The sequence below is a fragment of the Microvirga guangxiensis genome (genome assembly GCF_900102135.1).
In the GTDB taxonomy this organism is placed as follows: Bacteria; Pseudomonadota; Alphaproteobacteria; order Rhizobiales; family Beijerinckiaceae; genus Microvirga; species Microvirga guangxiensis.
On record NZ_FMVJ01000004.1, the window covers coordinates 57,538 to 70,362 of the forward strand.

The 12,825-nt window shown below is 64.2% G+C and carries 13 protein-coding genes; 4 read left to right on the top strand and 9 right to left on the bottom strand.

Annotation, left to right across the window (positions count from 1 at the left end):
• Positions 1-9: 9 nt before the first annotated feature.
• Positions 10-279 (bottom strand): 30S ribosomal protein S15, encoded by a 270-nt coding sequence (gene rpsO / locus BLP10_RS06705; RefSeq protein WP_091132374.1) that lies wholly within the window; start codon positions 277-279, stop codon positions 10-12.
• Between the two features lie 309 nt (positions 280-588).
• Between rpsO and BLP10_RS06710 the strand changes: the two genes are divergently transcribed.
• Positions 589-1,131 (top strand): ferritin-like domain-containing protein, encoded by a 543-nt coding sequence (locus BLP10_RS06710; RefSeq protein ID WP_091132380.1) that lies wholly within the window; start codon positions 589-591, stop codon positions 1,129-1,131.
• A gap of 116 nt (positions 1,132-1,247) precedes the next feature.
• Here BLP10_RS06710 and truB read toward each other — a convergent pair whose 3' ends face one another.
• The 8 genes from truB to rimP all read right to left on the bottom strand — a co-directional run bounded on the left by truB (position 1,248) and on the right by rimP (position 9,652).
• Complete coding sequence (truB, locus tag BLP10_RS06715) at positions 1,248-2,180, bottom strand: tRNA pseudouridine(55) synthase TruB (RefSeq protein ID WP_091132383.1); 933 nt, start codon at positions 2,178-2,180, stop codon at positions 1,248-1,250.
• A complete protein-coding gene (locus BLP10_RS06720; protein WP_175493810.1) occupies positions 2,177-2,758 on the bottom strand; it encodes a YcxB family protein in 582 nt (193 codons plus the stop codon). Before BLP10_RS06720 ends, truB begins: the two co-directional genes overlap by 4 nt.
• A gap of 17 nt (positions 2,759-2,775) precedes the next feature.
• Entirely contained in the window at positions 2,776-3,180 is a 405-nt protein-coding gene (locus BLP10_RS23105) for a hypothetical protein (RefSeq protein ID WP_175493811.1), read from the bottom strand.
• Positions 3,170-3,586: a 30S ribosome-binding factor RbfA gene (gene rbfA, locus BLP10_RS06725; RefSeq protein WP_091132390.1), complete on the bottom strand. Its 417-nt coding sequence runs from the start codon at positions 3,584-3,586 to the stop codon at positions 3,170-3,172. Before rbfA ends, BLP10_RS23105 begins: the two co-directional genes overlap by 11 nt.
• Positions 3,587-3,691: 105 nt before the next feature.
• Positions 3,692-6,694 (bottom strand): translation initiation factor IF-2, encoded by a 3,003-nt coding sequence (infB, locus tag BLP10_RS06730; RefSeq protein ID WP_091132394.1) that lies wholly within the window; start codon positions 6,692-6,694, stop codon positions 3,692-3,694.
• The gene (locus BLP10_RS06735; RefSeq protein WP_091132397.1) at positions 6,691-7,362 is read right to left on the bottom strand and encodes an RNA-binding protein; all 672 of its coding nucleotides are present in this window, start codon (positions 7,360-7,362) and stop codon (positions 6,691-6,693) included. Before BLP10_RS06735 ends, infB begins: the two co-directional genes overlap by 4 nt.
• Before the next feature lie 31 nt (positions 7,363-7,393).
• Positions 7,394-9,013 carry a transcription termination factor NusA gene (nusA, locus tag BLP10_RS06740; RefSeq protein ID WP_091132400.1) on the bottom strand — a complete coding sequence of 540 codons (1,620 nt, stop codon included), beginning with the start codon at positions 9,011-9,013 and terminating at the stop codon, positions 7,394-7,396.
• A gap of 12 nt (positions 9,014-9,025) precedes the next feature.
• A complete protein-coding gene (rimP, locus tag BLP10_RS06745; protein ID WP_091132404.1) occupies positions 9,026-9,652 on the bottom strand; it encodes a ribosome maturation factor RimP in 627 nt (208 codons plus the stop codon).
• Positions 9,653-9,897: 245 nt separating this feature from the next.
• Between rimP and BLP10_RS06750 the strand changes: the two genes are divergently transcribed.
• The 3 genes from BLP10_RS06750 to BLP10_RS06760 are packed head-to-tail and all read left to right on the top strand — an operon-like array spanning position 9,898 to position 12,825.
• Positions 9,898-10,878 carry an efflux RND transporter periplasmic adaptor subunit gene (locus tag BLP10_RS06750; protein ID WP_244510454.1) on the top strand — a complete coding sequence of 327 codons (981 nt, stop codon included), beginning with the start codon at positions 9,898-9,900 and terminating at the stop codon, positions 10,876-10,878.
• Between the two features lies 1 nt (position 10,879).
• Positions 10,880-12,127, top strand: a complete 1,248-nt coding sequence (locus BLP10_RS06755; protein ID WP_091132411.1) for an ABC transporter permease — start codon at positions 10,880-10,882, stop codon at positions 12,125-12,127.
• Positions 12,124-12,825 (top strand): ABC transporter ATP-binding protein, encoded by a 702-nt coding sequence (locus tag BLP10_RS06760; RefSeq protein ID WP_091132414.1) that lies wholly within the window; start codon positions 12,124-12,126, stop codon positions 12,823-12,825. The genes BLP10_RS06755 and BLP10_RS06760 overlap by 4 nt, the downstream gene beginning before the upstream one ends.

Sequence of the window (12,825 nt, forward strand, 5' to 3'; positions counted from 1 at the left end):
GTCAAAAGCTTAGCGGCGGATGCCGAGCTTTTCGATCAGGGTCTTGTAGCGGTTCTCGTCCTTCTTCTTCAGGTAGTCGAGAAGCGAACGGCGCGACGAGACGAGCTTCAGGAGGCCACGACGGGAATGGTTGTCCTTGTTGTGGGTCTTGAAGTGACCGGTCAGGTTGGTGATCCGCTCGGTCAGAATGGCGATCTGCACCTCGGGGGAGCCCGTGTCGCCAGCCTTCTGCGCGAATTCCTTTACAAGCGCGTTCTTGCGCTCAGCAGTGATCGACATCGCATATCCTTTCAGGTTTGCTTTTTCGTGAGACCTTGGCCGAGGGGCTCAGGGCCGGTTTCGTCGGGGAAAGGCCGGGCCGGGATGTCGTCCAGCGCGGTCTGGAAGCCCAGACGGTCCTTCGAAGGGTCAACCCTTCGAGGCGGGCGCACCATACACGAATTGTGAATAAGTACCAGCGGAATCGTTTTTGCCAAGCCTGACAATAGGATGGCCGGTTCCGGGCTGTCCGGTGCCGCATGCGCCGGAACAAGTATTCGGTCGCGAGGTTGGTGAACCAGACACCCTCTCATATAGGAACCCGACATCATGACCGCCAGCACCGGCACGACTGATCTTGCCTCCAATGAAACCGTGAAGAACGTTTTCATCACTGGTCTTCAGAACGCGCATGCCCTTGAGAAGGAAGCGCTGCAGCTGATGCAGCGTCAGGTCGAGCGCTTCGAGAACTATCCGGAAATGTCCGACCTTCTGCGCCGGCACATTGCCGAGACGGAAGGCCAGGTGCGCCGTCTCGACGAGATGCTGCACACCTTCGGCGAGGACCGCTCACTGCTGAAGGACATGGCCACCCAGTTCATGGCCAACATGGCCGCGGCCGGCCACATGCCCATGGCCGACGAGGTGCTGAAAAATACCTTCGCCAATCATGCCTTCGAGAATTTCGAGATTGCGTCCTACAAGTCGCTGATCGCCATGGCGCAAGCCGCCGGCCACCAGCGCTTCGTTCCCGCTCTCCAGGAGACTCTGCGGGAAGAGGAAAAAACCGCTCAGGCCATCTACGACATGATCGAGCCGATCACGCTGAAGTACCTGTCGCGCGAGGCACAGGGCCTGAAGGCGGACCGGTAATTCCGACAAGCGTCATCCCGGACGGCGTCAAGCCGATCCGGGATCGCTTTCAGAATAAGGTGCACTTGTCGTCCAGCGATCCCGGGTTCTGCACCGCAGCCCGGGATGGCATGTTTTTAAGCCCCCAGATTGAACACCCGGTGCGGAACCAACTCACCGCGCTCGATATCGCCGACGGCGACGAGCACGCCGTTGCAGGTGGCGTAAGCCTTGCCGGTGAGAGGGGCCTCCCGTCCACGCAGGATAATGGATTGGCCGCGCATGAGGCGGTTCGCCATGTCGCGGCTGACTGCGATCGACGGAATTTCACTCAAGGCCGTGTCCACGGAGCGAAGCGCTGCAGGATCCGTGGTGAGATCGTCCACCGTCACTGCATCGTGCTCCGAGAATGGCCCGACGCGGGTGCGCCTGAGCGCGGCGATATGGCCAAGGCAGCCGAGGGCGCGGCCGAGATCGCGGGCGATCGCGCGCACATAGGTGCCCTTGCCGCAATCCGCTTCGATTACCGAGCGGTTGCCGTCATGATGGATGAGGGCGAGACGGTCGATCTCGACGGTGCGCGCCTGCAGTTCCACAACCTCGCCCTCCCTGGCGAGATCGTAGGCACGCTCGCCTTGGATCTTGATGGCTGAAAAGCGTGGAGGGACCTGCTGAATGGAGCCGGTAAAGCGCGGCAGCAGGGCCTCGATCTCCGATGCCTCAGGCAGCTTATCCGTACGCTCGACGATCTCGCCTTCCGTGTCGTCCGTATTGGTCTCCGCGCCCCAGGCGACGGTGAACACGTAGGATTTGCGGCCGTCCATGATGAAGGGCACGGTTTTCGTGGCTTCACCCAAGGCAATCGGCAGAATGCCGGAGGCCAACGGATCGAGAGTGCCCGCGTGACCTGCCTTCTTGGCGGAGAACGCGCGTTTCACCACCGCAACCGCATGGGTCGAGGTCATGCCGACGCCCTTGTCGAGAATGATCCAGCCATTGACGTCGCGCTTCTTCGGGCGGTCGCCATGGGGACGGCGGGGAGGGCGCTCGTTCTGAGGTGCGTCGGTCATGCGGTTTTCTCTGAAATAGATATGTGAGTTTGATGAGCAATGCGCTTCTGCAGAAAAGACGCGAAGGCGTCGAAAGCCTGAGATTCCTCAAAGGCTTTTTTCGGCAAGGCGGCGATCAGGATGCGCTCGTGGTAGAGAACCAGATGTGTCGGCACCACGACTACACGGTCGATGCCTGAAAAGGCGATGCGGGTTTTGATATGCTCGGCCTCGACGGTCAGAGCGTGACCATCGCCGATGACATGCATGTTTCGTGCCCGCTTGAGGGGCAACTGCCGAATGCGTTGATGCCAGGCTTTTTCGATCAGAAGCCGAAAGGCCACCACACCCGCCAAGCCGCCTGCAATGGCGAAGGTCACAGTCTGCAGCATGTCGCTTTCGAACACGCCCAAGGCCCAAACGGCGGCGCCTGTGAGGATTGCCCCAAAGGCAAAGGCGCCCAGGCGGGAAAGAACCGTCAGGATCATGATGAGGGCGCGGTCTGAAGCAAGACGCGACAGAACCTTCATATCTGCAGCCGACGGCGTGAACCGGATATCGATGATGCCCAGCGCTGCGTTCGTGAGTGCGTCAGACATTATGCTCGATCTTTCGCTCACCGGACCATCGCGAAATGGTTGCAGCGTGGAAGTTTGGCTCGGCATTCAAATTCCAAGACCCATTTTTCGTAGGCGAAGCTAAGCAACCTCACGCGTAATCTTCGACGCTGACAGATGTGAAAACCGAAATCCTGCAGGAGTTCGGAGCGTTTGCAGGCAAACCCGTTACTCTCGACAAACTGCATCATTTCCCGTGCAGATTTATCCAAGGGTAGGGCTGCAGCGACATCCTCTGTGACATTGGTTCCAAAGCTGTCTCGCCAAGCTTCGTCATAAGCAGTGATGAGAGGACCTCGATCAAACAGACGAAGTCCGATCAGACTCAGAAGGATCAGGGCACCAAATGTTGCTAATGTTACTGCAACTTTCGGCCACGCGCTCTCCTGATGATCACTCGTCATCTTCGTCGACGCTCGGTTTACCCGTATCGCGCGCCACGCGCTCGGAGCGCAGCAATGCGTCGATGCGGGCAGCCTCGTCGAAGCTCTCGTCGCGGCGGAAGCGCAGGTCGGGCGCGAATTTCAGGTTCACGCGGCGGGCGACTTCCTGGCGCAAAACCTTCTTGTTCTTCTCCAAAGCCTTGATCACCGCATCCTCGTCCTTGCCTCCGAGCGGCATCACATAGGCGGTCGCGAGCTTGAGGTCCGGCGACATGCGCACTTCCGGAATCGTGATGACGTTCTTCGTCAACACGTCGTCCTGGATGTCGCCGCGGGAGAGCACCTCGGCGAGAGCGTGGCGGATAAGCTCGGCCACGCGCTGCTGGCGCTGGGAGGGGCCGGTGGTTTGTTCAAAACGTTTTGCCATGGTCGTCCTCCGGGATTGGACCGGATTGATCAAAAGGGATCATGGCCGGGGATGACCCGGCCATGATGTTCGTTTCAAGTCTGTCGAAGCGAGAGGGTGAGCGGCTTACAATGTCCGCTTCACCTCTTCCACGCGGTAGCATTCGATCACGTCGCCAGCACGCATGTCCTGGTAGTTCTCGAAGGCCATACCGCATTCCTGGCCGGATGTGACTTCCTTCGCGTCGTCCTTGAAGCGCTTGAGCTGAGCGAGCTTGCCCTCGTGGATGACCACGTTGTCGCGGATGAGGCGAACATGGGCGCCACGCTGCACCACGCCGTCGAGGACGCGGCAGCCTGCGATCTTGCCGACCTTCGACACGTTGAACACTTCGAGGATCTGCGCTTCGCCGAGGCGCTCTTCGCGCAGCGTCGGAGCGAGCAGTCCGGACATCGCCGCCTTCACGTCATCCACGAGGTCGTAGATGATGTTGTAGTAGCGGATCTCGATGCCGGCACGCTCGGCGGATTCACGTGCTTCCTTGTGGGCGCGCACGTTGAAGCCGAGGATGATCGCACCGGAGGCTTCCGCCAGCGTGACGTCGGATTCCGAGATCGCGCCGACACCGGCCTGGATGATGCGGGCAGCGACTTCGTCGTTGCCAACCTTCTCGAGAGCACCGGCAATGGCCTCCGCCGAGCCCTGCACGTCGGCACGGATCACGAGCGGGAACTCCTTGCGGCCGGCTCCGGCCTTCAGGTCGCGCATCATGTCCACCAGCGTACGTCCGGCCGAACCCATGCGGGCTGCGGCGCGTTCGCGCTTCTGACGGGTGCGGTACTCGGTGACCTCGCGGGCACGGGCTTCGGACTCGACCACCGCAACGCGGTCGCCGGCTTCCGGAGTGCCGTTGAAGCCCAGCACCTCGACCGGAACCGAGGGGCCTGCTTCCTTCACGTTGGAGCCGAGATCGTTGATCAGGGCGCGCACGCGGCCCCATTCGGCGCCGGCCACCACGATGTCGCCGGTGCGCAGCGTGCCGCGCTGGACGAGCACGGTCGCTACCGGACCGCGACCGCGATCGAGCTTGGCTTCGATGACGGTGCCTTCGGCCGAACGTTCCGGGTTCGCCTTGAGATCCAGGATTTCCGACTGGAGCGACAGACCTTCGAGAAGGCTGTCGAGGCCGTGGCCGGTCTTGGCGGACACCTCGAATTCGAGGGTTTCGCCGCCCATGGATTCCACGACAATCGAGTGCTGGAGCAGCTCGGTGCGCACCCGCTGCGGGTTCGCGTCGGGCTTGTCCACCTTGTTGATCGCCACGATCAGCGGCACGCCGGCCGCCTGCGCGTGGGTGATCGCCTCGACGGTCTGGGGCATGACGCCGTCATCGGCCGCCACCACGAGCACGACGATGTCCGTCACCTTGGCGCCGCGGGCGCGCATGGCGGTGAAGGCGGCGTGGCCGGGGGTGTCGATGAAGGTGATCTTGCCGCCGAGCGGCGAGGTCACCTGATAGGCGCCGATATGCTGCGTGATGCCGCCGGCTTCGCCGGAGACCACGTTGGTCTTGCGGATCGCGTCGAGCAGCGAGGTCTTGCCGTGGTCGACGTGGCCCATGATGGTGACCACCGGAGGACGGGCCGTGAGGTTCTCGTCCGTGTCCGGCGTGTCGAAAAGGCCTTCCTCGACGTCCGATTCCGCGACGCGCTTCACCGTGTGGCCGAGCTCTTCCGCGACGAGCTGCGCGGTATCGGCATCGATCACGTCGGTGATCTTGTGCATCTGTCCCTGCTTCATCAGGAACTTGATCACGTCCACGGCGCGCTCCGACATGCGGTTGGCGAGCTCCTGGATGGTGATCGTTTCCGGAATCGTCACCTCGCGGGCGATCTTTTCCTTCTGCTCCACCTGGCGGTGGCCCATCAGACGCTGGTTGCGGCGACGGAACGCGGCGAGCGAACGGGTGCGCTCGTCCTCGCCGGAAGTGGCGGTCGCGAGCGTCAAGCGGCCACGGCGGCGCTCCTCGCCGGGAGCGGCCTTGGGCGTCTTCGGAGCAGCCGCCGGCTTTGCCGGGGTGCCGGGACGGCGAACCGTACGCGGTGCCTCATCGTCATCGATCTCGACGGCGGGGCCACGGGTTGCCACCGGCGGAGCGGTGCGTGCATTGGGCTTGGCCGTGGACGGATCCGGGATCGCCGGAGCCGCGGGACGGGCCATGTGGTTGAGGCTCGGGGGACGACCGCCGGAGGTGCCGCCCGTTACGCGCGGACCACCGCCGAAACCGCCAGGGCGGCCTTCACGCGGTCCATCGGAACGGAAGCCACCGGGACGACCTTCGCCACGCGGGCCGCCTTCCGAGCGGAAACCGCCTGGACGGCCTTCACCGCGCGGGGCACCTTCGGAGCGGAAGCCGCCGGAACGCTGACCATCGGGACGCGGACCGCGGGGACCATCGCCACGCGGGCCGTCCTGACGGAAGCCGCCGGGGCGACCTTCGCGCGGGCCATCCTGGCGCGGAGCCGGAGTACGGTCGCGAGCCTGTGCGGGAGCAGGAGCCGCTGTCTCGCCCAGACGACGGCGAGCCTCGTCCTCGGCGCGGCGCTTGCGCTCCTCGTCCTGACGGCGCCGCTCGTCCTCTTCCTGCTTGCGGGCTTCTGCCGCAGCACGATCCTTGGCCTCGGCAGCCTCGCGCTCGGCGCGGCGAGCAGCCTCTTCGGCCTGACGCTTGCGGTCTTCCTCGTCACGACGACGGGAATCGGCCAGCGCGTTCATGCGGGCATCGCGCTCCTGGTCGGAGAGCGTCTGCAGCACCACGCCGGACCGGGGCGCGTTTGAGGAGGGCGCGCCGCGTTGCGGGCGTCCGCCTTGATTGGACGGCTTCGAAGCCGGAGCAGCTGCCTTCGGCGCGGCAGCGGGCGCTGCAGCCTGGGAGACAGCCGGCTTCTCGTCCTTGCCCCCCGTGGGGGCAGCAGCAGGGCGACGCTTTACGGTCTCGACCACGACCGATTTCGAGCGGCCATGGGAGAAGCTTTGGCGCACCGTGCCTTGCTCGACGGGGCGCTTCAGAGACAGCGTCTTGGACGACACGTGAAGAGTCTTGTCGCCCTGGTTTTTCGTATCAGTCATTCCGCCTCAGTTCCTGCGGGTTTCAAAATCGTGGGTTCGCCGGTCTCGTTTTCGAGGCCAGATAGATTGGCGTCGATGCCGCAATAGGTGCGGTAACGATGCCAGCGGTTCAGAAAGCCGTCGCTCCCAGCGCCCGCGACGAGGGCAGCATGTATCACATGTGACCGGCCTAATGCCAAACCCAATTCGTCATTCGACAATACTTGGATGACCGGAAAGCTAGATATTGCCTCGCCGAGGCGTTTTCGCAACGGGTTCGCTAATTTTCTTCGCCCATCTTCGGCCGCCTCTGCGGCATGAATAAGGGCAACGATGGGCTTAACCGTGATTGCCGACTCGACTTTTTCGAAGCCGGTGATGACGCAGCCTGCCTTATTGGCCAGCGCCAAGCCCTGTCTCAGGTCCTCCAGCAACATGCGCTCGATGTCCTGGGAGAGGGTCGGAGAGGCTTTCGCCTCGGTCTTGAAGGCGCGGGCGAAGAGGCGGCGTTTCACCGCCTCGTCCACCATATCGCGGCGGGCCGTCACCCAGACGCCCCGGCCGGGAAGCTTGTGCTTGAGATCGGGCACGACCTGATTGTCGGGCCCGAGGACAAAGCGGATCAGGCCCGCGGGGCTTTGAGCCTCGCGGGTGATGATGCAGGTGCGCTCCGGTTCATGCCGCGGCACGGGTGCTGACCTCGCTTTGCCATGGCCGTTGTTAAGACGGCTGAGCCTCGGTCTCGGCCTCTTCGGCCGATCCCTCGGTCTCTACGATTTCTTCAGGAGCCTCGATCCAGCCGGCCTTCACGCGGGCCGCCATGATCATGGCTTCCGCCTCGGTGCGGGACACGTCGAACCCGTCGAGAGCGCCCTTGTAGCGGGTTGCCTCGGGGCCCTTGCCTTCGGTCCAGCCTGCCAGATCGTCGGTGGCGCAGCCGGCAAGATCCTCGACATTCTTGATGTCGTTCTCGCCGAAGGCCACGAGCATGGCGGTGGTGACGCCGTCGATCTCCTTCAGGTCGTCCGAGACGCCAAGCTCCTTGCGGCGGGCTTCGTTCTCGGCCTCAATGCGGGCGATGTATTCCTGGGCGCGGTTCTGGATCTCGGCCGCAGTGTCTTCGTCGAAGCCCTCGATGGAGGCGACTTCGGCGGAATCCACGTAGGCGATTTCCTCAACCGAGCGGAAGCCTTCGGAGGCGAGCAGCTGGCCCACCACCTCGTCCACGTCCAGCGCGTTCATGAAGAGATCGGTGCGCTCGGCGAATTCCTTCTGGCGACGCTCGGATTCCTCGGCTTCGGTGAGGATATCGATGTCCCAGCCCGTGAGCTGCGAGGCCAGACGCACGTTCTGGCCGCGGCGGCCGATGGCGAGCGAGAGCTGGTCGTCGGGCACCACTACCTCGATGCGGTCGGCTTCCTCGTCGAGCACCACCTTCACCACTTCGGCGGGCTGGAGCGCATTGACGATGAAGGTCGCCTGATCGGGGGACCACGGAATGATGTCGATCTTCTCGCCCTGGAGCTCGCCGACCACCGCCTGGACGCGGGAGCCGCGCATGCCGACGCAGGCGCCGACGGGATCGATGGAGGAATCGCGCGAGATCACGGCGATCTTGGCGCGGGAGCCCGGATCGCGGGCGACCGCCTGCACGGTGACGATGCCGTCATAGATTTCCGGCACTTCGGAGGCGAAGAGCTTCGCCATGAACTGCGGATGGGTGCGGGACAGGAAGATCTGCGGTCCGCGGGTCTCGCGGCGCACGTCGAAGAGATAGGCGCGGATGCGGTCGCCGGGGCGGAACGTCTCGCGCGGGATCAGCTCGTCGCGGCGGATGATCGCTTCGCCACGGCCGAGATCCACGATCACGTTGCCGTATTCGACGCGCTTGACGGCGCCGTTCACGATCTCGCCGATGCGGTCCTTGTATTCCTGGTACTGACGGTCGCGCTCGGCATCGCGCACCTTCTGCACGATCACCTGCTTGGCCGACTGGGCCGCGATGCGGCCGAAATCGAAGGGGGGCAGGGTGTCGGCGATCACGTCGCCGACCTGGGCCGCCGGGTTGTGGCGGGCGCGGGCCTCCGAGAGGGTGAGCTCGCGGGCGTCGTTCTCCATGGCGCCGTCCTCGACCACGAGGAGGTGGCGCGACAGGCGCAGCTCGCCGGTCTTCGGGTTGATCTCGGCGTGGATGTCGGTTTCGGCGCCGTAGCGGGACCGCGCGGCCTTCGCGATGGCGTCCGCCATGGCGTCCAGCACGATCTGCTTGTCGATCACCTTCTCACGCGCGACCGCATCGGCGATCTGCAAGAGCTCAAGCCTGTTGGCACTAACAGCCATCGAGGTCACTCCTTAGTTCGGTTTCGTATCGGACGGGTCGTTGTCCTGTTCAGGCGCTTCCACCACATCCGTGTCTTCATCAAGATCGTCCGTGGTCGGCGCGGTTCCCCGGCGCAGCGACTCACGAATCAGGTCGTCGGTCAGAACGAGGCGCGCTTCACCCAGATCCGAGAGGGGAACGCGGGCGATGGGCTCGAGGCCCTCCTTGACGTCCGGCAATTCGATCATGAGTTCGCCGTTTTCGACGCCGCGCAGGAAGCCGCGAAAACGCTTGCGGCCCGCCACCGGCACGGCCATCTCGATCTTGGCGTCGTGGCCGGTCCAGCGCTCGAAGTCGCTGACGCGCACGAGCGGACGGTCGATCCCCGGCGAGGAGACTTCGAGATAATAGGCGGTGGAGATCGGGTCTTCGAGATCCAGCACCGGCGAAACGGCGCGGCTGACGGTTTCACAATCGCTCACCGACATGGTGCCGTCCGGCCGCTCGGCCATGATCTGAACGGTGCAGCCGTTCTCGCCGGTCACCTTCACCCGCACGAGATTGAAGCCCAGATCCTCGATCACAGGCTCGACAATGGCAGCCACACGGGCGGCCACGCCGTTTTCCGTAATCAACCGCTTGTCGCGTTCGTTCGTCATATTTCTCCAAAGCTCCAGCATCGAGGCAATAAAAAAGAGCGGACCCGGCGGGGCCCACTCTCGAACGGCAGTTTACACTGCAACCAGAGCTGACAACCACCGATATACCCGTTCAAGCCCTGAAATGCAAGGTCGGTGAGGGTAAAGGGCACCGTGTCTCCGGAATAACCCTCAATCGTCGCAACTTTGCGGCTATGGTAGAGAAGGCCGTTCCCGGAGATCCGCCGTTGAAGCTCTCCCGCGTGATGATTGCCCTGGTGGCGCTGGCCGCAGCGGCTGCGGCGTATTGGCGTCTCACCTTACCCCAGGAGGTGGTTGCCGCCACGCCGACCCGTGGCGACGCGGCCGAGATCGTCTACGCAACCGGGGTGGTGGAGCCGCGAATCTGGGCCAAGGTGACGCCCCTGCTCAGGGAACGGCTCGTCGAGCTTTGCAATTGCGAGGGCGAATCCGTGGAGAAGGGCGCCGTGCTCGCCCGCCTCGACGACCGGCAGCCGCAAGCCACCCTCTCCGAGCTGCGAGCCCGCCAGAGGTTCATCAAGGCCGACTACGATCGGATCGCGACCCTGGTCGAGCGCCGGGTGGCGAGCGAGCAGGCCCTCGACCGCGCCCGCAGCGAGTTGAGCCAGGTGGAAGCGCTCATCGCCGGGCAGGAGACCCGGCTCGAAACCTACATCCTGCGGGCGCCCGTGAGCGGCGTCGTGCTGCGCCAGGACGGCGAGGTCGGTGAGGTGGCCGAGCCCGGAACGGTCCTGTTCTGGGTCGGCGAGCCCAAACCGCTGCAGATCGAAGCCGACGTGAACGAGGAGGACATTCCGCGCGTCGTGGTCGGCCAGCGCGCGGTCCTGAAAGCGGACGCTTTCCCGGACCGCGTCCTGGAAGCCAAGGTGGAAGCCATCACACCCAAGGGAGACCCTGTGGCCAAGACCTACCGGGTCCATCTCGCTTTGCCGGACGATACCCCGCTGCGGATCGGCATGACGGTCGAGGTGAACGTGATCGTGCAGGTGTCCGCCGACGCGCTCCTCGTGCCGACCAATGGGCTGCGCGGAGGCTCGCTCTTCGTCGCGGAGAACGGCACCGCCCGTCGCCGCGACGTGAAGGTGGGAATTCGCGGAGCAAGCAACACGCAGATCCTCTCAGGCCTGAACGAGAAGGAGCATGTGATCGTACCGTTCCCGGAAGATCTCGCGGACGGGGCGAGGATCAAAGAGAAGAGAGGCTGACATGCGCCTCATCCTGGAGCTGGCCCTGACGCATATCGCCGGACGCGGCCGCCAGACCATCGTGGCAATCCTGGGCGTCGCGCTCGGTGTCGGCTTCTCCATCGCCATGGCCGCGCTGATGCAGGGAACGGAAAAGGATTTCATAGCCCAGCTCGTCGACACCATGCCTCATGTGCAGATCTCGGACGAGCGCCGCACGGCGCGCCGCCAACCGGCGGAGGATCTTTTCGCCGCAGCCCAATTCGAGGGGCTCAGGCCGAAGGAGGATCGGCGCGGCATCCTCAATCCCGCCGCCGCCTTCGCATCGCTGCGGGCCTGGGTGCCCGGACGCATGGCGCGGAGCCTGCGCACGCAAGGCGTGGTTCGCTATGCCGGGCGGGATGTGGGCGTTTCCGTCATCGGCATCGAGCCGGAAATCGAGGCAACCGTGTCGTCCGTAGCGGGCGATTTCGTACAGGGAAGCTTCGATGCGCTGCAGGCGGGGGGCAACAACATCGTCGTGGGCGATACGCTTGCGCGGCGCCTGGGCGCATCCATGGGCACGACGATCCAACTCGTGTCGCCCACGGGCCAGTCGCGGGGCTTCAAGATCGTCGGGGAGTTCCACACGGGCAACAATGCGCGCGACGAAGGCGAGACCTATGTGCTTCTGAAGAACGCGCAGATCCTCTCCGAGCGGCCGAACGCCATCAACGACATCCGCCTGCGCCTCGACGATCCGGACGCCGCGCCCCGCGTGGCCCGGCAGGCGGAAGCGGAGCTCGGCTACAAGGCCGTGCCCTGGCAGGAGGCGAACGAGTCGCTTCTCGAAGCGCTCGTGGTGCGCAACGTGGTGATGTACACGGTGGTCGGCGCGATCCTGCTGGTGGCGGGTTTCGGCATCTACAACATCATCTCCACCATCACGCACGAGAAGGCGCGCGACATCGCGATTCTGAAATCTCTCGGCTTCACGCAAGGCAACATGCGCCGCCTGTTCCTCATCGAAGGATTGGCGCTTGGCCTTGCAGGCTCCGTTGCCGGCTGGCTGATCGGATTTCTGTTATGTTTCGCGCTCTCGCAGGTGGAGTTCAAGCTCTCGGGCGCCGGTGTCGGCCGCGAGCTCACGCGCCTGCCGCTGTTCTGGTCGCCGTGGCATTACGCCATCGCCTCCTCCTTCGCGCTCATATCGTCGGGTGTCGCCGGTTATCTTCCAGCGCGCCAGGCGGCGCGGCTTAATCCCGTCGACATCATCAGGGGCGCCACATGAGCGCGCTGATCGAGGCGGATCATCTCACCCGCATCCTGCCGGCCATCGTGCCGGTCACGCTTGTGCGCGACGTGTCGCTCACCGTCGGCGAGCAGGAATTTCTCGCGATCACCGGTCCGTCGGGCTCCGGCAAGTCGTCGCTGCTTTATCTGCTCGGCCTTCTGGATCGCCCGACCAGCGGCATGTTGAAGATCGCAGGCCAGGACACGTCGCAATTGAACGACGACGAACTCGCGCGATTGCGGCTCGAGCACCTCGGCTTCGTGTTCCAGTTCCACTTTCTGCTGCCGGAATTCAGCGTTCTCGAGAACGTGCGGTTGCCGATGCGAAAAGCCGGCCGTCTGTCCGCTTCCGAGATGCATGACCGGGCCGCGAGCCTCCTGGAGGATCTCGGTCTTGCGGGGCATCTCGACAAGCGGCCCGATCAGCTCTCCGGAGGTCAGCGCCAGCGCGTGGCGGTGGCCCGCGCGCTCGCCAACGATCCGCATGTGGTGCTCGCCGACGAGCCGACGGGAAGTCTCGACAGCAAGAGTTCCGAGCAGGTCTTCACCATCCTGAAAGATCTCGTGCGCGAGCGCGGAAAGACGGTGATCGCCGTTACCCACGACATGGACATCGCGGCCCGCGTGGATCGGCGCATTCATCTCGTCGACGGCAGGGTGGTGAGCGACGAGCGTGTAGTTCAGGCAGCCGTGTAG

What these genes read in the sequence shown, in the direction of transcription:
- rpsO (WP_091132374.1), bottom strand. Translation starts at nt 279, where the DNA reads ATGTCGATCACTGCTGAGCGCAAGAACGCGCTTGTAAAGGAATTCGCG.
- BLP10_RS06710 (WP_091132380.1), top strand. Translation starts at nt 589, where the DNA reads ATGACCGCCAGCACCGGCACGACTGATCTTGCCTCCAATGAAACCGTG.
- truB (WP_091132383.1), bottom strand. Translation starts at nt 2,180, where the DNA reads ATGACCGACGCACCTCAGAACGAGCGCCCTCCCCGCCGTCCCCATGGC.
- BLP10_RS06720 (WP_175493810.1), bottom strand. Translation starts at nt 2,758, where the DNA reads ATGTCTGACGCACTCACGAACGCAGCGCTGGGCATCATCGATATCCGG.
- BLP10_RS23105 (WP_175493811.1), bottom strand. Translation starts at nt 3,180, where the DNA reads ATGACGAGTGATCATCAGGAGAGCGCGTGGCCGAAAGTTGCAGTAACA.
- rbfA (WP_091132390.1), bottom strand. Translation starts at nt 3,586, where the DNA reads ATGGCAAAACGTTTTGAACAAACCACCGGCCCCTCCCAGCGCCAGCAG.
- infB (WP_091132394.1), bottom strand. Translation starts at nt 6,694, where the DNA reads ATGACTGATACGAAAAACCAGGGCGACAAGACTCTTCACGTGTCGTCC.
- nusA (WP_091132400.1), bottom strand. Translation starts at nt 9,013, where the DNA reads ATGGCTGTTAGTGCCAACAGGCTTGAGCTCTTGCAGATCGCCGATGCG.
- rimP (WP_091132404.1), bottom strand. Translation starts at nt 9,652, where the DNA reads ATGACGAACGAACGCGACAAGCGGTTGATTACGGAAAACGGCGTGGCC.
- BLP10_RS06750 (WP_244510454.1), top strand. Translation starts at nt 9,898, where the DNA reads ATGATTGCCCTGGTGGCGCTGGCCGCAGCGGCTGCGGCGTATTGGCGT.
- BLP10_RS06755 (WP_091132411.1), top strand. Translation starts at nt 10,880, where the DNA reads ATGCGCCTCATCCTGGAGCTGGCCCTGACGCATATCGCCGGACGCGGC.
- BLP10_RS06760 (WP_091132414.1), top strand. Translation starts at nt 12,124, where the DNA reads ATGAGCGCGCTGATCGAGGCGGATCATCTCACCCGCATCCTGCCGGCC.